Origin of the sequence: Arthrobacter sp. EPSL27, from assembly GCF_001512305.1 — a bacterium.
Classification (GTDB): Bacteria; Actinomycetota; Actinomycetes; order Actinomycetales; family Micrococcaceae; genus Arthrobacter.
The window spans coordinates 936,118-954,696 of the sequence record NZ_LNUT01000005.1 but is presented as its reverse complement, the minus strand read 5'-3'; the positions used below and the strand labels follow the sequence as shown (position 1 = coordinate 954,696).

Annotated in this window: 13 protein-coding genes; 8 read left to right on the top strand and 5 right to left on the bottom strand. The window is 68.2% G+C overall.

From position 1 onward, the window contains the following. Window positions 1-10: 10 nt before the first annotated feature. From AR539_RS15360 to AR539_RS15345, 4 genes are all read right to left on the bottom strand, one after another. Window positions 11-286, bottom strand: a complete 276-nt coding sequence (locus AR539_RS15360) for a hypothetical protein (protein WP_157361026.1) — start codon at window positions 284-286, stop codon at window positions 11-13. A 99-nt stretch (window positions 287-385) separates the two neighbouring features. Then, on the bottom strand, window positions 386-3,121 hold the full coding sequence (locus tag AR539_RS15355) for a cation-translocating P-type ATPase (protein ID WP_066438745.1): 2,736 nt from the start codon (window positions 3,119-3,121) through the stop codon (window positions 386-388). A gap of 25 nt (window positions 3,122-3,146) precedes the next feature. Further along, on the bottom strand, window positions 3,147-3,965 hold the full coding sequence (gene ppk2, locus AR539_RS15350) for a polyphosphate kinase 2 (RefSeq protein WP_231728630.1): 819 nt from the start codon (window positions 3,963-3,965) through the stop codon (window positions 3,147-3,149). A 261-nt stretch (window positions 3,966-4,226) separates the two neighbouring features. Further along, window positions 4,227-5,669 carry a PucR family transcriptional regulator gene (locus AR539_RS15345; RefSeq protein ID WP_066438743.1) on the bottom strand — a complete coding sequence of 481 codons (1,443 nt, stop codon included), beginning with the start codon at window positions 5,667-5,669 and terminating at the stop codon, window positions 4,227-4,229. 159 nt (window positions 5,670-5,828) lie between these two features. On the opposite strand from AR539_RS15345, the gene AR539_RS15340 reads away from it, so the two are divergent. The 3 genes from AR539_RS15340 to AR539_RS15330 all read left to right on the top strand — a co-directional run bounded on the left by AR539_RS15340 (window position 5,829) and on the right by AR539_RS15330 (window position 9,841). After that, window positions 5,829-7,259: a gamma-aminobutyraldehyde dehydrogenase gene (locus AR539_RS15340; protein WP_066440044.1), complete on the top strand. Its 1,431-nt coding sequence runs from the start codon at window positions 5,829-5,831 to the stop codon at window positions 7,257-7,259. Between the two features lie 85 nt (window positions 7,260-7,344). Then, entirely contained in the window at window positions 7,345-8,700 is a 1,356-nt protein-coding gene (gene gabT, locus AR539_RS15335; protein ID WP_066438739.1) for a 4-aminobutyrate--2-oxoglutarate transaminase, read from the top strand. Between the two features lie 268 nt (window positions 8,701-8,968). Then, window positions 8,969-9,841, top strand: a complete 873-nt coding sequence (locus tag AR539_RS15330) for a universal stress protein (protein WP_066438736.1) — start codon at window positions 8,969-8,971, stop codon at window positions 9,839-9,841. Between the two features lie 82 nt (window positions 9,842-9,923). Here the strand turns inward: AR539_RS15330 and rarD are convergent, their stop codons facing one another. Next, window positions 9,924-10,844: an EamA family transporter RarD gene (rarD, locus tag AR539_RS15325; RefSeq protein ID WP_442854415.1), complete on the bottom strand. Its 921-nt coding sequence runs from the start codon at window positions 10,842-10,844 to the stop codon at window positions 9,924-9,926. A 312-nt stretch (window positions 10,845-11,156) separates the two neighbouring features. Here rarD and AR539_RS15320 point away from each other — a divergent pair, with 312 nt between their 5' ends. From AR539_RS15320 to AR539_RS15300, 5 genes are all read left to right on the top strand, one after another. Continuing rightward, window positions 11,157-12,593: an FAD-dependent oxidoreductase gene (locus AR539_RS15320; protein WP_066440042.1), complete on the top strand. Its 1,437-nt coding sequence runs from the start codon at window positions 11,157-11,159 to the stop codon at window positions 12,591-12,593. Between the two features lie 575 nt (window positions 12,594-13,168). Then, window positions 13,169-14,548 carry a GAF domain-containing protein gene (locus tag AR539_RS15315; RefSeq protein WP_066438734.1) on the top strand — a complete coding sequence of 460 codons (1,380 nt, stop codon included), beginning with the start codon at window positions 13,169-13,171 and terminating at the stop codon, window positions 14,546-14,548. Window positions 14,549-14,692: 144 nt separating this feature from the next. Further along, window positions 14,693-16,219 carry an acetaldehyde dehydrogenase ExaC gene (exaC, locus tag AR539_RS15310; RefSeq protein WP_066438732.1) on the top strand — a complete coding sequence of 509 codons (1,527 nt, stop codon included), beginning with the start codon at window positions 14,693-14,695 and terminating at the stop codon, window positions 16,217-16,219. A 147-nt stretch (window positions 16,220-16,366) separates the two neighbouring features. Then, window positions 16,367-16,786, top strand: coding sequence for a DUF779 domain-containing protein (locus tag AR539_RS15305; RefSeq protein WP_066440041.1), 420 nt, complete (start codon window positions 16,367-16,369; stop codon window positions 16,784-16,786). Between the two features lie 163 nt (window positions 16,787-16,949). Further along, a complete protein-coding gene (locus tag AR539_RS15300; RefSeq protein ID WP_066438730.1) occupies window positions 16,950-18,542 on the top strand; it encodes an amino acid permease in 1,593 nt (530 codons plus the stop codon). Window positions 18,543-18,579 lie beyond the last annotated feature (37 nt).

Here is an 18,579-nt window from a genome sequence, read left to right as displayed (position 1 = left end):
GCCGGCAGTGTTACTGGAACTGCCCAAACTGGAAGGGGCCGGTCCCGCCCGTATCCACGAGCGGGCCGTCCACCAGAGGACCGTTGATCAACCCGCCGTCAATCAGCGGACCGTCGATCAGCGGACCGTCGGTCAGCGGGCCAAAGGTGACCTGGTTGTTGGACACGGGGTCGCTGGCCAGGTCAGATACGGCGGCCTGGGCCGGCAGCGACGTGGCGGCGAAGGCAGAGAAGGCCAGTGCTGATCCTGCAGCGATCCGGGTAGCGGTCTTGAGGGTCCTGTTCACGTTCATCTCCAGTCAGGTAGCCGTATAGATTCCACACACCAAAAAGGCGTCATAGGGTCATTCGGACCTGCCGGGAAACCGGATGGGTGGGGCCGGGCGTCAGCCCTTGTGCCGGGCCCGCAGGATCAGCTTGAACAGTTCGCCCAGGAGCAGCAGCAGCACGGCCGGAACCAGGCAGGCCAGCCACTGCTGGCCCGTGAGCGCCACGGTGCCGAACAGGTCCTGGAGCACGCGCATCTGGGTGATCAGCATGGAGCCCACAAAGGCCCAGGCGAACGCCCAGAGCAGCTTCGGGTTGGAGATGGTCGAGGGCCCGAAGGCGCTCTCGGTGGGGAACCGCAGGTTGAGGGCGACGGCGATGTTCATCAGCCCCAGCCCCACGATGGCCATGCTCTGGCCGACCTCGAGGGAACCGTAGGAGGTCTTGCCGATCTCCACGAGGACCAGCGTCGCGGCCGCCATGAACAGCCCGGCGATGAACAGGCGCACCATCATCGACCGGACGATGATCGGCTGGTTGAACGGCCGGGGCTTGCGGTCCATGATGCCCGGCGTCGCGAGGTCCAGGCCCATCACGGCGCCGATCGGCGCGACGATCGCCATGTGGATCCACAGCACCTGGGCGGGGCTGAGCAGCGCCGTGCCGGCGATCGCGAACGCGGAGGACCCGATGAACGCGAGGATGAACATAAACAGGTTGGCCACCTGGATCCGGATGAACTTCTGCAGGTTGTCGTACACCAGCCGGCCCTGCTCGACGGCGGAGACAATCGTGGCGAAGTTGTCGTCCGCGAGGATCATCTTCGCCGCGCCCTTGGCGACATCGGTGCCCGTGATGCCCATCGCGATCCCGATGTCGGCGGCGGCGATCGCCGGTGCGTCGTTCACGCCGTCGCCGGTCATGGCCACCACGTGGCCCTTGCGTTTGAGCACCTCCACCAGGCGGACCTTGTGCTCGGGCGCCACCCGGGCGATCACGCCGATGCCGTCCACCTGGCTGTCGGCCTCGGCGTCGCTCATGGCCGCGAACTCGGCGCCGGTGACCGCGCGGCCCCGGATGCCCAGCTCTTCGGCGATCGCGGCCGCGGTGACGGCGTGGTCGCCGGTGATCATCCGGACCCGGATGCCGGCGTGCTTGGCCTTGGCGATGGCGGCCACGGCCTCGGCCCGCGGCGGGTCCACCTCGCCGATCAGCGCGCAGATCTCGAGGTCCTGCATCAGGGCCATCAGGTCGCCCGTGGGCTGGAACGTGGCCGGATCGAACTCGCGCTGCGCCAGGGCCAGCACGCGCCGGCCCTTGCTGGCAATGCGCTCGTTCGCTGCGAGAACCTTCGCCCGCATCTCCTCCGTGAGCGTCTCGGCGCGGCCGCCGGGCATCCGCCCGGACGAGGACCTGTTGAGCACCACATCGGGGGCGCCCTTGACGTAGGCGCGGATCACGGGCCGGCCGTCGGCGCCGGGCATCCGGTGGAAGGTGGCCATGAACTTGTAGTCGGAGTCGAAGGGCACGGACGCCACCCGCGGGTTGTTCCGGCGGAACTCCTTGACGTCCACACCGCCCTTCTGCGCGAGCACGTACAGCGCCGCCTCCGTGGGGTCGCCGATCACGGTCCCGTCGTCCTGGATGTCCGAGTCGTTGCACAGCGCGCAGGGGAACATCACATAGTCCAGGTCCTTCTCGGCGTCGCCGTCGGTCCGCTGGACCTGCCCGTCGAAGCTGTAGCCCTCACCTCCCACGGTGTAGTGGTGCTGCACGGTCACGAACTCGCGTACGGTCATCTGGTTCAGGGTGAGGGTGCCGGTCTTGTCGGAGTTGATCGCCGACGTCGACCCCAGTGTTTCGACGGCGGGAAGGACCTTCATGATGGCGTTCCTCTTGGCCATGTTGACGGACCCCACCGACAGGATGGTGGTGACGACGGCGGGCAGCGCATCCGGGATGGAACCGACGGCCAGCGCCACGCCGATCCCGAAGAGCACCGCGAACGAGTCGCCCTGGGCCAGCCCCATCACCACGATCGCGACAAACGCGAACAGTGCCGCGATGATGATGAAGATGGTGAGCCGGTCCACCTGCTTGGTGAGGGGTGTCTTCTCCTCCTTCTGCCCGGAGAGCAGGTGCGCGATGTGCCCGACCTCCGACCCCATGCCGGTGGTGGTCACCAGGATTTCGCCGTGGCCGCGCGTCACGTTGGTGTTCATGAACGCCATATTGAGCCGGTCACCGATGCCGACGTCGTGCCGGTTGATGGCCGCGGTGTCCTTCTCGACGGCGACACTCTCGCCGGTCAGGGCGCCTTCCTCGATCTGCAGGGTCGCGGCCAGGATGATCCTGCCGTCGGCGGGGACCCGGTCGCCGGCGTCCACCACCACAATGTCGCCGGGCACAATCTGCTCGGCGGGGATTTCCGCCATGTCGCCGTCGCGCCGGACCTTGGCCATGGCCTTCATCATCTGCCCCAGGGACGCGGCGGCCTGCTCGGCCTTGCCCTCCTGGTGGTAGCCCAGCCACGCGTTGAACAGCGTCAGGATGGCGAGTCCGATCGCGGTCCCGTATTCCGCGATCAGCAGGCTGACCAGCGCCGCCACCACGAGCACGATCTGCATGTAGTCCCGGTAGTGCTTGAAGAACCGTTTCCAGGTGGGCTCCTGCTCCGCGGCGGCCAGGGCGTTGGGCCCGTACTCCTGCAGCCGCTGCTGCGCTTCGGCCGCGCTCAGCCCGCGGGCCGGGTCCACCCCCAGTTGGGCCGCCACCTCCGCCGGAGCCAGCGTGTACCACGTCGCTTCCGCCTCGGTGGAAGCGACGGCAGCCGCTGCTCCAGGGTTGTCGTTCATGGGGTCCTCCTCATCACGGCGCTGCTCAGAACGGGGTCGGAATGTGCCGCACCGCGAGCGTTGACTCGCGGTAGTCTCCGGCCTTCTGGCGCTTCGGCAGTTCGACGTCGAGCCCCGGGAAGGGGTCGTAGGGCACCTGGCTGAGCAGGTGGGTGATGATGTTGAGCCGGCCGCGCTTCTTGACGTCGTTGTTCGCGACGTACCACGGCGCCCAGGCCGTGTCGGTGGCCTCGAACATGGCGTCCCTGGCCCGGGAGTAGTCGTACCACCGCTTGTAGGACTTCAGGTCCATGGGCGAGAGTTTCCAGGTCTTGCGGGGATCGTCCATGCGGCTCTGCAGCCGGCGGGTCTGTTCGTCGGCGCTGACCTCCAGCCAGTACTTCAGCAGGATGATGCCGGAGTCCACCATCGCCTTTTCCACCAGCGGGGTCATGTTGAGGAACCGTTCGGTCTGCTCCGGCGTGCAGAAGCCCATCACGCGCTCCACGCCCGCCCGGTTGTACCAGCTGCGGTCGAAGATGACCACCTCGCCGGCGGCCGGGAAGTGCGCCATATAACGCTGGAGGTACATCTGGGATTTCTCCCGGTCCGTCGGTGTGGGCAGGGCCACCACCCGGAACACCCGGGGGCTCACCCGCTCCACGATGCGCTTGATGGTGCCGCCCTTGCCGGCCGTGTCGCGCCCTTCGAAGACGATGCAGACCTTGGCCCCGGTGTTTTTCACCCATTCCTGCATGGCCACCAGTTCGCCCTGCAGGACGGCCATCTCGGCCTCATATTCCTTGCGGGGCATCTTGGTCCGGCCGTCGTCGCCGGCACTCTTTTTGTTCTTCTTCTTACCCACGATCGGCCTCCTGGACGGGTTCTTCCTAGGACGAATCCGGCAACCGTTGCGGAACCCCCGGCGGGACGCATCCTGCGCCCACGGCACGGGGCGGCGGGCGCCGGCACCGGTCGGTGGATCAGGAGCGCTGGTCCGTGGCACTGGTCCGTGGCACTGATCAGGCACTGTCGGGGCACCGGTCGGAGGCACTCTTGCGCAGCGTGATGTCATTCCCAGTGTTCTCCCGCGCAGGAAGCACGGTCTACGGCACTAAGACCCTAATCAGCGCGGGTGGCGGGCGCTCAGCCGCTGCACGGCCAGCGCGAGCCACAGCTGCACCCGGTCCGAGGTCTGGGCCGGGTCGTAGCCGGTGAGCTCGGTGATCTGGGCCAGCCGGTAGCGGACCGTGTTCCGGTGCAGCGTCAGCTCCTCGGCTACCGCGGCCACGGAGCCGTTGTTGTTCAGGTAGCTCTCCAGCGTGGCCATCAGGTCGGCGCCATGGGCGGCGTCGAAGTTCCGGAGCGGGTTCAGGGACTCGTTCGCCATGTCCGCGAGCGGCACATCCTCGCTGGCCAGCAGCAGCGATGTCAGGCTCAGCCGCTCCGGTTCGTTCACTGGCAGGCCGTGGCTGGCGGCGTCGCGGGCCTCAAAGTAGCTCCAGCGCAGGCCGTTTGGTTTGGTGTACGCGCCGCCGATGCCGATGGTGGCATGGATCCCGGCCTCGGCCAGATGGTCGCTGAGGCCCTTGGCCAGCGCACTGGCGCCGCCGCCGTCGTCGGGAATAACGGCCACCAGGTCTTTCCCGACGACGGCGGTCACCGCCTTCTCCAGCGGCTGCGGCAGGGAGGACGCGCCCAGCTGTTTGAAGTGCGCGGCGGATTCGGCCAGCAGCACCACGTTCCGGCGGGTGCTGTTCACGCCGATGCCGGCGAGGCGCCGGGTGGCTTCGCTGGGCTCCAGGGTCCCGTGGATCACGTCTTCCAGGACCTGCCCGGCCAGGGCGCGCTGGGACTGGCGCTGCTTGACCATGTTGTTGAGTTCCACGCTGATTAGGTTCTGCGCGTAGCCCACAATCCCGGAGTCCTCGAACGGCTGCTTGACCCAGAGGGTGCACGCGTCGCGCCGGCCGGTGGGGATGGGGAACGAGGCCCAGCCGTCGGCGGTCGGCGCGGGATGGCCCGGCACGCTGTTGTAGAGCTGGGCGGTGAACTGGGTCAGCACAATGTCCGTGCGCAGCATCGACCCCAGGTGTTTGAGGAGCTCAGCCAGCCCGCCGCCGGTCAGCAGGGCACGGGCCAGGATCTGGTGCCCTGCAATCAGCCGCTCCAGCTTGGTGAAGTGGTCCGCGGACTGGGCATCCGCCACCAGCTTGCCGATCGCGATGAACGGGGTCTCGTACGGCACCTCCACCACGGGCAGGCCCCAGCGGTTGGCCTCGGCAATCAGCGCCGGCGGCACGGCGTCGTGCGTCAGGCCGACGCCGAAACCGATGCCCACAGCGCCGGCGCGCTGGACCTGGCGGACGAAGCGGCGCTGCTCCGGGGCGCTCTTGAGCCGCATGCCCGTGGTGAGGACCAGTTCGCCGCCGTTGAGGAACCGCTGCGGGTCCTCCTGCTCCGTGACGGCCACCCACACGATGTCCTGGTGCCAGGTGGTCTCGGCGAGGCCTGCCTTGGCGAGTTTGAGGGAGGGAACCCCCAGCAGGGCAGCGAGTGAAATGGCCATGGATTCAGGATAGCCGGGGGCTGGTCAAGCGCACTAAAGCCCTGCGCCGCGGGTGTGCAGCTGCCTATTCCCTGACTTGGCCCCCTGGCATAGGCTCGGACCAGTCGCAGGTCCCGTCCTGCCCGCCCTTCCCCGCCAGCACGAAAGAGGTTGTACACCGTGGTTCAAACCTTGCAGAACTTCATCAACGGGGAGTTCGTCACCCCCGCCGGCACCGTCCAGCTGGACATCGTCAACCCCACCAACGGGGAAGTGGTGGCCAAGTCCCCGGTCTCCGTGCAGGCCGACGTCGACGCCGCGATGACCGCTGCGAAAGAGGCTTTCGCCAGCTGGAAGCACGTCACTCCCGGCCAGCGCCAGCTGATGCTGCTGAAGCTCGCTGACGCCGTCGAGGCCAACAGCGACGAACTGGTCGAGGCCCAGCACCGCAACACCGGCCAGGTCCGCTCCCTGATCGCCTCCGAGGAAGTGGCCGCCGGCGCCGACCAGCTGCGCTTCTTCGCCGGCGCCGCCCGCATCATGGAGGGCAAGTCCGCCGGAGAGTACTTCGAGGGCCACACCTCCTACGTGCGGCGCGAACCGATCGGCGTCGTCGCCCAGGTGGCACCCTGGAACTACCCCTTCCTCATGGCCATCTGGAAGATCGGCCCCGCCCTGGCCGCTGGCAACACCGTGGTGCTCAAGCCCTCCGACACCACCCCGGAATCCACCCTGGTGCTGGCGCGCCTCGCCGGCGAGATCTTCCCGGCCGGCGTGCTCAACGTGGTCCTGGGCACCGGCGAGACCGGCGCCATGATGGTGGAGCACAAGGTCCCGGGCCTGGTCTCCATCACCGGTTCCGTCCGGGCCGGCATCGCCGTCGCCTCCGGCGCCGCCAAGGGCCTGAAGCGCGCCCATCTGGAGCTCGGCGGCAAGGCCCCCGCCATTGTCTTCAAGGACGCGGACATCAAAAAGAGCGCCGCGGCCATCGCCGAATTCGCGTTCTTCAACGCCGGCCAGGACTGCACGGCCATCACCCGCGTCCTGGTCCAGGACGAGGTCCACGACGACGTCGTCGCAGCCATGGTGGAACACACCAAAACCCTGCGCACCGGTTCGCAGAACGACGAGGACAACTACTTCGGCCCGCTCAACAACGTGAACCACTTCAACGCCGTGACCTCGGTGGTGGAGCACCTCCCGGCGAACTGCCGGATCGAAACTGGCGGCCACCGCGCCGGCGAAAAGGGCTTCTTCTTCGAGCCCACCATCATCACCGGCGCCAAGCAGACCGACGACATCGTGCAGAAGGAGACCTTCGGCCCCGTCATCACGGTGCAGAAGTTCAGCACCGAGGCCGAAGCGATCGAGCTGGCCAACGACGTCGACTACGCCCTGGCCTCCAGCGTCTGGACCACGGACCACGGCACGGCCATGCGCGTCAGCCGCGACCTGGACTTCGGCGCGGTGTGGATCAACACCCACATCCTCCTTACCGCCGAAATGCCGCACGGCGGCTTCAAGCAGTCCGGCTACGGCAAGGACCTCTCCATGTACGGCGTGGAGGACTACACGCGCATCAAGCACGTGATGAGCGCGCTGGACGCATAACGCAGTCGCGTAACGCCCCCATCCCGCTCCGCTTCGGCCAGGAACCCTGCCGGCGTGGCCCGAATCAATCCTGAAAGGCTTTCCCATGACCACCACCGCCCATGACATCACCTACCGTCTTGAGCAGAAGCGCCGCGTCCAGGCCGACTTCCCGGGCCCCAAGTCCGTCGCCCTGACCGAGCGCCGCAAGTCCGTCGTCGCCGCCGGCGTCGCCTCCAGCGTCCCCGTTTACGTTGCCGACGCCGACGGCGGCATCATCCACGACGTCGACGGCAACTCGTTCATCGACCTGGGCTCCGGCATTGCCGTGACCAGCGTCGGCGCCTCCGACCCCGCCGTCGTCGGGGCCGTGAAGGAAGCCGTGGAGCACTTCACCCACACGTGCTTCATGGTGACGCCCTACGAGGGCTACGTCGCCGTCGCCGAGCAGCTGAACCGCCTCACCCCGGGCGACCACGAGAAGCGGACCGTGCTGTTCAACTCCGGCGCCGAGGCCGTGGAAAACGCCGTCAAGGTGGCCCGCCTGGCCACCGGCCGGGACGCCGTGGTCGCCTTCGACCACGCCTACCACGGCCGCACCAACCTCACCATGGCGCTGACCGCGAAGGCCATGCCGTACAAGACCAACTTCGGCCCGTTCGCGCCGGAGATCTACCGCATGCCCATGAGCTACCCCTACCGCGAGGAAAACCCGGAGATCACCGGTGCCGAGGCCGCAAAGCGCGCCATCACCATGATCGAGAAGCAGATCGGCGGCGACCAGGTGGCCGCGATCATCATCGAACCCATCCAGGGCGAGGGCGGCTTCATCGTTCCCGCCGAGGGTTTCCTGCCGGCGCTGGCGGCCTGGGCCAAGGACAAGGGCATCGTGTTCATCGCCGATGAGGTCCAGTCCGGTTTCTGCCGCACCGGTGAATGGTTCGCCGTGAACCACGAGGGTGTTGTCCCGGACATCATCACCATGGCCAAGGGCATCGCCGGCGGTATGCCGCTCTCCGCCATCACCGGCCGCGCTGACCTGCTCGATTCCGTCCACCCGGGCGGCCTCGGCGGCACCTACGGCGGCAACCCGGTGGCCTGCGCCGCGGCCCTGGCGTCCATCGGCTCCATGGAGCAGTACGGCCTCAACGCCCGCGCCCGCCACATCGAGGAACTTGCCCTCGGCAAGCTCCGCGAACTGGCGGCTGAACAGCCGGTCATCGGCGACGTCCGCGGCCGCGGCGCCATGCTGGCCATTGAGCTGGTCCAGGCCGGCTCCAAGGAGCCCAACCCGGAGCTGACCAAGGCTGTTGCCGCGGCCTGCCTCAAGGAGGGTGTCATCATCCTCACCTGCGGCACCTACGGCAACGTGATCCGCCTGCTGCCGCCGCTGGTCATCAGCGACGAGCTGCTGCTGGACGGCTTGGCTGTCCTGGCCGCGGCCATCAAGGCCCACGCCTGACCCCACGGGGAAAGCACAACGCTAAACACGCAGCAGAGCCGCGGACTCCGGTCCGCGGCTCTGCTGCGTTAAGCGCGGCTCCGCCTCGGCTGGGCCGCCCGGAGCCCGCGCCCGGAATGGGGCCGAAAGTCACGCACTTTGCACGCCATTTCCGCGCTGCGCTGGGCTAGAGTCGTTCCTACCACTGCAGGAACGCAGACCGGCCGACGTCGCCCGGAACCCCCGGAGCTCGGCTGGCCTCTGCCACAGACCCATAAGGGGTTCATACATGCGATACGTAGTTGGCTACACTCCCACCGACCGCGGCGCCGACGCCGTCGCGCTTGCCGCCGCCGTGGCCCATGCCCAGGGCGCGCAGCTGGACCTGGTCTACGTCGTGGACCGGAAAACCCCTTACGTCGCGATGAACCCCGACGGAAACCGCGTCAGCGCCGAGGAACAGAAGGTGCTCAGCGCCGAACGGGAGGGGATGTCCCTCGTCCCCAAGGACATCGAGGCCCGGTTCCACGTCCGCCAGGCCGACTCGCATGCGGCCGGTCTCATCGATGCGGCGCTCGAATACCAGGCCGGCCTGATTGTGGTGGGCGCCGCCAGCGCCGGACTCTTCAAGCGCTACACGATCGGCAGCGCGGCCAACGCACTGCTCCACGCCTCGCCCGTCCCGGTGGCGCTGGCACCGCGCGGCTACCGCCGCACCGAGCCCGTCACGCGGCTGACCCTCGCGGTGGGCCAGCGCACCGGCGCGGAGGCGGCGATCGACGTCGCGGTTGAGTCCGCCAAACGCCGCGGCGTTCCGCTGCGGCTGGTCTCCCTTGTGGAGCTGGACGCCGAGGGGGACAGCGGCGAAAACATCAACGCGGCGCATGTCCACGCCAATACCGTCCTCACCGCGGCGGCGCACCGGCTCCCGGAGGGACACCACGTCAGCGTGGAGGTGGCGCACGGGCGCACGATTGAAGAGGCGATTGACGATCTCGAGTGGGACGAGGGCGAGGTCCTGATCGTGGGTTCATCCCGCTTGGCAGAGAAAAACAAGCTGTTCATCGGCAGCACGGCCCACAAGGTGCTCCTGGCCCTGCCGGTGCCCATGGTGGTGGTCCCGCGCGAGTACGAACGGACCACCACGCACCCGGGGGTCTGACCAAGGAGTCTGATCAACGACAGGGCCGGCTGCCCTTCCGGGGCGGCCGGTCCTCTTTTGTGCGGCGTTGTTGTGCGGGGCCTCAGGCGGCGGCGCGGGCCAGCTTGCGGTTCAGCGAGTTCTTCCGGGCCGTGAGCAGCATGTCCACCGTGAGCACCAGCAGGGCCAGCCAGACGACGCCGAAGCCGATCCAGCGGTCCGTGGTCATGGGCTCGTGGAACACGGCCAGCGCCACGATGAACTGCAGCACCGGGGCGAAGTACTGCAGCAGCCCGATCGTGGTCATCGGCAGCCGCCGGGCGGACGCGCCGAAGAACAGCAGCGGGACGGCGGTGATGATGCCGGACGCCGCGAGGAGCCAGAAGTGTGAGGCGCCGTAGGCCGTCAGCGTGGCGGCTCCGGTGAGGGCCAGGACGGTCATGGCGACAGCCGCCACGGGCGCCAGCACCATCGTCTCGACGGTGAGGCTGGTAATCGCGTCGGCCCGCGGGCCCACACGCTTCTTGACGAAGCCGTACAGGCCGAAGCTCATGGCCAGCGTCAGGGCAATCCACGGCAGCTTGCCGTAGGACACCGTCAGGACGCCCACGGCGATGAAGCCGATTCCGACGGCGGCCCACTGCAGCGGCCGCAGTTTCTCCTTCAGCACCACCACGCCCAGCAGCACCGAGACCAGCGGGTTGATGAAGTAACCCAGCGAGGCTTCCACGGCCTGGCCCGTGGTGACGCCGTAGACGTAGGTCAGCCAGTTCACCGCGATCAGGACCGAGGCGATGATAAGCGGCCCAATCACCGTGCGGTTCCGGAACGCCGCCCCCAGGACCCGCCACGTCCGGGTGATGGTGATCAGCAGGACGCAGAACACCAGGGACCACAGCACGCGGTTGGCCACGATCTCCACCGCGCCCGCCGGCTGCAGCAGGAAGAAGTACAGGGGCATCAGCCCCCACAGGCCGTAAGCGCCGATCCCGAAGATGATGCCCGCCGTCGTATCCGTGTCCACGGCCTTGAGGGCGGCGGGAGGCCGCCGGGACGGGCTGCCGCCGGGAGCGGAAGCGGCGGCGTCGCTCAGCGCGGCGGGGGAGGGGGAACGGTCGGGGGTAGGCACAAGATCAATAACACCACCTGCGGGACCCCTATTCCTGCCTTTGGGCAGCGGGGCATGCCGGCGGCGCGCCCCGCGGGTTGGGTCACTGCCGCGCGGCGCCCTGCGAGTTGGGCCACGGGGACGCCCGTAACGCCGGGCGGACACTTAGAATAAGGAATTGTGCGCTGCTCGACTGGCGCAGCCGCCAAGACTTACGAAGGGCTTCCGGTGTCCAACTCGGCCGAAAACACGTCCAAACGTCCGCTCCGCGTCGCGATTGTCGGCGCCGGACCGGCCGGCGTCTACGCCGCGGACATCCTGACCAAATCCAACGAGGTCAAGGACGGCGACTTCGAGGTCAGCATTGACCTGTTCGAGGCCTACCCCGCCCCCTACGGCCTTATCCGCTACGGCGTCGCGCCGGACCACCCCCGGATCAAGGGGATCGTCAACGCCCTGCACAAGGTCCTGGACCGCGGGGACATCCGCTTCCTCGGCAACGTCACGTACGGCCGGGACCTGACCCTGCACGATTTCCGGGCGTTCTACGACGCCGTGATTTTCTCCACCGGTGCCATCAAGGACGCGGACCTGGACATCCCCGGCGTCGGGCTCCAGGGGTCCTTCGGCGGCGCCGATTTTGTCTCCTGGTACGACGGGCACCCCGACGTGCCGCGGGACTGGCCGCTGAATGCCAAGGAGATCGCGGTGATCGGCAACGGCAACGTGGCTCTCGACGTCGCCCGCATGCTGGTCAAGCACGCCGACGAACTGCTGGTGACCGAGATCCCGGACAACGTGTACCAGGCCCTCAAGAACTCCCCGGTCACAGACGTGCACGTGTTCGGCCGCCGGGGTCCGGCGCAGGTCAAGTTCACGCCGCTGGAGCTGCGCGAGCTCAGCCACGCCAAGGACGTCGACATCGTCCTGTACCCCGAGGACTTCGAATTCGACGAGGCCTCGGACGAGGCCATCCGCGGCAACAACCAGATCCGCACCATGGTCACCACCCTGACGAACTGGCTGGTCGAGGAGCACGCCGAGGCCGAGGAACCGTCCTCCCGCCGGCTGCACCTGCACTTCCTGCACAGCCCCGTCGAGATCCACGACGACCCCGAACACCCCGGCCAGGTCTCCGGCATCAAGTTCGAGCGGATGCAGCTGGACGGCACCGGCAACGTGAAGGGCACGGGGGAGTTCCTGGACTACCCGGTGCAGGCCGTCTACCGGGCGATCGGCTACCACGGTTCCCCGCTGGACGAACTGGAATACGACGCCCGCCGCGGCGTCATCCCCAACGAGGGCGGCCGGGTGCTCGACGCCGACGGCAACCCGGTCCCGGGCATCTACGCCACGGGCTGGATCAAGCGCGGCCCCGTCGGCCTGATCGGCCACACCAAGGGCGACGCGCTGGAGACCATCGGCTTCCTGCTTGAGGACCGGCTGAACCTGCCGCCGGCGCAGAACCCGGACCCCCAGGCCATCATCGACCTCCTCGAGGAACGCGGGATCGAGTACACCACCTGGGAAGGCTGGAACAAGCTCGACGCCCACGAACTGGCCCTCGGCGCGGAGTGGACCGAGTCCGCCGGCGCGGACGGCGTTGCGCGGGAACGCATCAAGGTGGTTCCGCGCGAGGAAATGGTGCGCATCTCCCGCGGCTAGTGCGGGACCGCGCGGCGTGCGCTGCTCCCTCCATCTTGCGACGCGGTTGTTCTCCTGCGATGCGCTAAAGCGCCGACGCGCCGGTATTCCGGTGTCGACGGCGTTTTAGCGCATCGCGGGCTCGTTGCCGCGTCGTGGGTCTGTAAGCGCAGCGAGCAAGTACGACGTCGGGATCCGGCATAGTGGGCAGCTCCGCAACCCTGGGTCCATGCTGCGCCCGCCGTCTTGCGATGCGCTCGTTGCCGCGTCGTGGGCCTGTAAGCGCAGCGAGGAAGTACGACGTCGGGATCCGGCATAGTGGGCAGCTCCGCAAGGCCAGTGTCCCCCCGTTGCGCTCTCTGTCCCGCGCTGCGCTCGCTGTCCCACGACGCGCTCGTTGTCTTGCGACGCGCGAAAGCGCTGGCGCGCCGGTATTCCGGCGTCGAGAGCGTTTTAGCGTAGCGCGGGCTCGTTGCCGCGTCGCCAGGCCGACGGCGCAGCGCGGGCTGGCTCTGGCGGGCGCCCGGAACGCCCAGTAGACTCGGTTCGACCTGGCTGCTTCTGGCATGCCGTCGCGCCCGTCCGGTGGGAGTTCAATGAGGAATCCGATCCATCCGGCAGTGCTGCACCCGCCGGCAGGCGGGGTTCCCGCGGCGCTGCGCCAGCAGTATGCCAGCGCCGGCCACGAACAGCTGGACGCGCGGGGCCACGGGCTCCCGGCCAACCTGCAGCTGCCGGGCCTCAGCACCCTCATCCAGGAGTCCTGGCGGCGCTCCGCCGAGCTGCACGCCAACCCGGACAACCCCGAGGCCCCGCTGGCGATGGACCGCGAGGAACTCGAGGAATACCGGCGGCAGCACCCGTTGGCGGCCATCATGCCGGTCATCCACAAACTGCTGGTCCTGCCCAGCCACGACAGCGGGATGCTGGTGGCCGTGGGCGACGAGGTGGGCCGGCTGCTCTGGGTGGAGGGCGACGCCGTTATGCAGCGCCGGGCCGAGGGCATGATGTTCGTTCCCGGCGCCGACTGGTCCGAAGCCACCGTCGGCACCAGCGCCCCTGGCACTGCCCTGGCCCTGGGCCGCGGCATCCAGATCTCCGGCGCCGAACACTACAAACGCTCCGTCCACCCCTGGAGCTGCACCGCCGTCCCCTTCCACGACCCGGATTCCGGCGCCCTCCTGGGGGTCGTGGACATCACCGGGACCGAGTCCGCCGTCGCCCCTCACACCCTGTCGCTGGTGGAGGCCACCGTGGCCGCCGCCCAGGCGCACCTTCGCGTGGAACGGCTCCAAGCCGCCGCAGCGCGCCAGTCGGCCGCGGCGCGGCGCCGGAGCCCGGCACCAAAAACCGCGGACACACCCTCGGCCACCAGCCTGTACCGCAACAGCCTCCAGCTCCTGGGACGGGACCAGGCACTCCTCAGCATCGACGGCAACACCGTGGCCCTGTCCGGCCGGCACAGCGAGATCCTGGCCCTGCTCAGCACGCACCCCGAGGGCCTCAACGCCGAGGAACTCTGCGCGCTCCTGTACCCGGGCGGCGGGTCCACCATGACGCTCCGCGCCGAAATGGTGCGGCTGCGCAAGGTCCTCCAGCAGCTCAACCCGGCCGCCGTCCCGGAATCCCGGCCCTACCGCCTGCCCCTTGACCTGGTGCCGGACTCCGGGCAGGTCCTCAACTGCCTGCAGCGCGGCGCCCACCGGATCGCCCTCGAGATCTACCGCGGCGCGGTCCTGCCCCGGTCCGAAGCCCCCGGCATCGCCGAACTACGGCAACGGGTGTCGTCCCTGCTCCGCGAGGCGGTGCTGACCGACGGCAGCGCCGAATCGCTCCTCAGGTACGCCGAACTGCCGGAGGCCAGGGACGACGTCGAGGTCCGGCTCGCGGCGCTGAGGCTGCTGCCGCCGCGCTCGCCCCGGCGGGCCGCCGTCGTCGCCGATCTGGAGCGGCTCGACGCCGAACTGAGCGCCTGACCTGCGACTGACCCGCTCCCGGGGAGCCGGCGTGACCTGCGTCACGCGGCTGCAACCTGATTGCAACCTCCCGGCTCCTAGGCTGAACGCAACGGCGGCGCCGTCACCTGGCCGCCCTTCATCTTGCACAGCAAAGGAGCTGCAATGACTGTCTACGCACAGCCCGGTACCGAGGGCTCGAAGGTCACCTTCAAGGACCGCTACGAGAACTGGATCGGCGGCGAATGGGTTGCCCCGGTCAAGGGCCAGTACTTCGAGAACATCACCCCCGTCACCGGCAAGGCCTTCTGCGAGGTCGCGCGCGGCACCGCCGAAGACATTGAGCTGGCGCTGGACGCGGCCCACAAGGTGGCCCCCTCCTGGGGCAAGACCTCCGTCGCCGAGCGCGCCGCGATCCTGAACAAGATCGCCGACCGCATTGACGAGAATCTCGAGATGCTCGCCGTCGCCGAATCCTGGGACAACGGCAAGCCGATCCGCGAGACCCTCAACGCGGACATTCCGCTGGCGGCGGACCACTTCCGCTACTTCGCCTCCGCCGTCCGCGCCCAGGAGGGCCGGCTGTCCCAGCTCGACGACGACACCACCGCCTACCACTACCATGAGCCGCTCGGCGTCGTCGGCCAGATCATCCCCTGGAACTTCCCCATCCTGATGGCCGTCTGGAAGCTGGCCCCCGCGCTCGCCGCCGGCAACGCCGTGGTCCTGAAGCCGGCCGAGCAGACCCCGTCCTCGATCCTGGTGCTGATGGAGCTCATCGGCGACCTGCTGCCCGCCGGCGTGGTCAACGTGGTGAACGGGTTCGGCGTCGAGGCCGGCAAGCCGCTCGCCTCCAGCCCGCGCATCCGCAAGATCGCCTTCACCGGCGAAACCTCCACGGGCCGCCTGATCAGCCAGTACGCCAGCCAGAACCTGATCCCGGTCACCCTGGAGCTCGGCGGCAAGAGCCCCAACATCTTCTTCAACGACGTGGCAGACAACACCAGCGACGCGTTCTACGACAAGGCACAGGAAGGCTTCGCGCTCTTCGCCTTCAACCAGGGCGAAGTGTGCACCTGCCCCTCCCGCGCCCTGATCCAGGAAGACATTTACGACTCCTTCATGGCCGACGCCGTGGCCCGCGTTGAGAAGATCATCCAGGGCAACCCGCTGGACACCGACACTCAGCTCGGCGCCCAGGCCTCCAACGACCAGCTGGAGAAGATCCTCTCCTACATCGACATCGGCAAGCAGGAGGGCGCCAAGGTGCTCACCGGCGGCGCCCGGGCCGAGCTGCCCGGGGACCTGGCCGGCGGCTACTACGTCCAGCCCACCATCTTCGAGGGCCACAACAAGATGCGGATCTTCCAGGAGGAGATCTTCGGCCCGGTGGTGTCCGTGACCCGCTTCAGCGACTACAGCGATGCCATGGGCATTGCCAACGACACGCTCTACGGCCTCGGTGCCGGCGTCTGGTCCCGCAACGGCAACGTCGCCTACCGTGCCGGCCGCGAGATCCAGGCCGGACGCGTGTGGGTGAACAACTACCACGCCTACCCGGCGGGCGCGGCGTTCGGCGGCTACAAGTCATCCGGCATCGGGCGCGAGAACCACGCGATGATGCTGGACCACTACCAGCAGACCAAGAACCTCCTGGTCAGCTACAACGAGAACAAGCTCGGCTTCTTCTAAGCCGCAGCATCCCGGGCGGGGCGGGCCACCATCCGCCCCGCCCGCACCACGCGGGCCATATGGCCCGACGGCGGCCGCAACCGGGTGCCTTGGTGAGCACGCCGTGCGGTTCCGGTGAACGCAGTTCCGATGAAGGAGGGGCACCTGATGCCTGACACGACGCTCCATGCGGCGGTGACCCGCCCCGGGGAGGACTTCTCCCGGGTGGCGCTCACTGCCGAGGCGGTGGAGCTGCTGCGCAAGCTGTGGCTCCAGCACGGGCCGCTGATGTTCCACCAGTCCGGCGGCTGCTGCGACGGGTCCTCGCCCATGTGCTACCCCGCAGGGGAGTTCATCACCGGCGACTCGGATGTGCAGCTGGGCCTGTTCGACATCTCGGACGGCGTGCAGCCGCAGCCGATTGAATTCTGGATGTCGAAGGAACAGTTCAACTACTGGAGCCACACCCACCTGACCGTGGACGTGGTGCCGGGCCGGGGGAGCGGGTTCTCGGTGGAGGCTCCGGAAGGCAAGCGCTTTCTGATCCGCTCCACCCTGATGGATTGGCCGGTCCAGGCGGCTGTTTGAGACTGGGCTTCGGCGGACGCCGCGGCAGCGGGCTGTGCGGGGAAGACCCTGCATGGCCCGCCTTTTTCGTCTCACGATGTGGGACAAATCGGGCCGTCCAGTGGATGGACACTACGATAGATAGGTCTGTTTCCACTACGCTACCGAGATTTTGGACTTTCCTATGAACCTATTCCGGACCAAGTCGATCGAGCAGTCCATGGCGGACGCCGACGAGCCCGGCCGCAAGCTGAAGCGTTCGCTCAGCTCCTGGGACCTGATGATCATGGGCGTCGCCGTCGCCGTCGGCGCCGGGATCTTTTCGGTCGGGGCCAAGGCCGCGGCAAACTTCGCCGGGCCGGCGGTCACCATCTCCTTCGCCGTCGCCGCCGTCACCTGCGCGCTGGCGATCATGTGCTACGCCGAATTCGCCACGGCCATCCCGGTGGCAGGCTCCGCCTACGTCTTCACGTACGCCACCATGGGCGAGCTGCTGGCATGGATCATCGGCTGGAACCTGATCCTTGAGCTGTTCACCGCCGGCGCCGTGATCGCCAAGTACTGGGGCATCTACCTCAGCAAGGTGTTCGCGCTGATGGGCGTGGACATCCCGCCGTCGATCTCCCTCGGCGGCGTGGACCTCTACTGGGGCGCCTTCCTCATTGTCGCCGTCTTCACGGTGCTGCTGGTGCTCGGGACCAAGCTGTCCGCGCGCGTCGGCAACATCTTCACGCTGGTCAAGATCGCCGTGGTCCTCTTCGTGATCGTGGTGGGCTTCACCTACGTGAAGTTCGAGAACTACACGCCGTTCGTCCCGACGTCGGAGCCCACCGGCGGCACCGGCGCCGCCGACGTCATGAAGCAGTCCTTCTTCGCCTTCCTTACCGGCGCCGCCCCGGCCCAGTACGGCACCCTCGGCATCTTCGCGGGAGCTGCCCTGGTCTTCTTCGCCTTCATCGGCTTCGACGTCGTCGCCACGTCGGCGGAGGAGGTCAAGGACCCGCAGAAGACGCTGCCCCGCGGCATCTTCGGCGGTCTCGCCGTCGTCACCGTGCTGTACATCCTGGTGTCGCTGGCCCTGACCGGCATGGTGTCCTACACCCAGCTCGCCGAGGCCGAGAACCCCACCCTCACCACCGCCTTTGAGGCCGTGGGCAACACCGACGCCGCCAAGATCATCGCCTTCGGCTCCCTCGTGGGCCTGACCACCGTGATCATGGTGCTGCTGATGGGGCTCTCCCGCGTGGTGCTCGCCATGAGCCGCGACGGCCTGCTGCCCCGCTCGCTGTCCAAGACCAGCACCATCCGGGCGACGCCGGCCCGCCTGCAGATCATCTGCGGTGCGGCCGTGGCCCTGGTGGCCGGGCTCACCAACGTGGACCTGCTGGAAGAGATGATCAACATCGGCACGCTGTCCGCGTTCGTCACGGTGAGCATCGGCGTCCTGGTGCTGCGGAAGAAGCGCCCCGACCTGAAGCCGGCCTTCCGGGTGCCGTTCGGCAAGGTCCTCCCGATTCTCTCCGCCGTCCTGTGCCTGTACCTCATGACCAACCTGGCAGTGGAGACGTGGATCTTCTTCGCCATCTGGCTGGTCATCGGCGTGGCCATCTACTTCGCTTACGGCCAGCGGCACTCCCGGCTGAACGAGAAGTTCGCCGAGGCCAGGGCCTCCGTCAGCGGACCCGTCGGCAAGAGCGCCGCCGTCGCCGACGCCAAGAACCACCCCGGGGCGGCAGCAGACGCCGACGCCGAGGAGGCCGTGAACACCCGCTCCTGACGGGCGCGCAGCCGGGTTCCGACCCCTTGCGGCCGGT

Bases quoted from the DNA above. Each gene is read 5' to 3' on its own strand.
- AR539_RS15345 (WP_066438743.1), bottom strand. From the start codon at position 5,669: ATGGCCATTTCACTCGCTGCCCTGCTGGGGGTTCCCTCCCTCAAACTC.
- AR539_RS15315 (WP_066438734.1), top strand. From the start codon at position 13,169: ATGAGGAATCCGATCCATCCGGCAGTGCTGCACCCGCCGGCAGGCGGG.
- AR539_RS15355 (WP_066438745.1), bottom strand. From the start codon at position 3,121: ATGAACGACAACCCTGGAGCAGCGGCTGCCGTCGCTTCCACCGAGGCG.
- AR539_RS15330 (WP_066438736.1), top strand. From the start codon at position 8,969: ATGCGATACGTAGTTGGCTACACTCCCACCGACCGCGGCGCCGACGCC.
- AR539_RS15300 (WP_066438730.1), top strand. From the start codon at position 16,950: ATGAACCTATTCCGGACCAAGTCGATCGAGCAGTCCATGGCGGACGCC.
- exaC (WP_066438732.1), top strand. From the start codon at position 14,693: ATGACTGTCTACGCACAGCCCGGTACCGAGGGCTCGAAGGTCACCTTC.
- gabT (WP_066438739.1), top strand. From the start codon at position 7,345: ATGACCACCACCGCCCATGACATCACCTACCGTCTTGAGCAGAAGCGC.
- AR539_RS15305 (WP_066440041.1), top strand. From the start codon at position 16,367: ATGCCTGACACGACGCTCCATGCGGCGGTGACCCGCCCCGGGGAGGAC.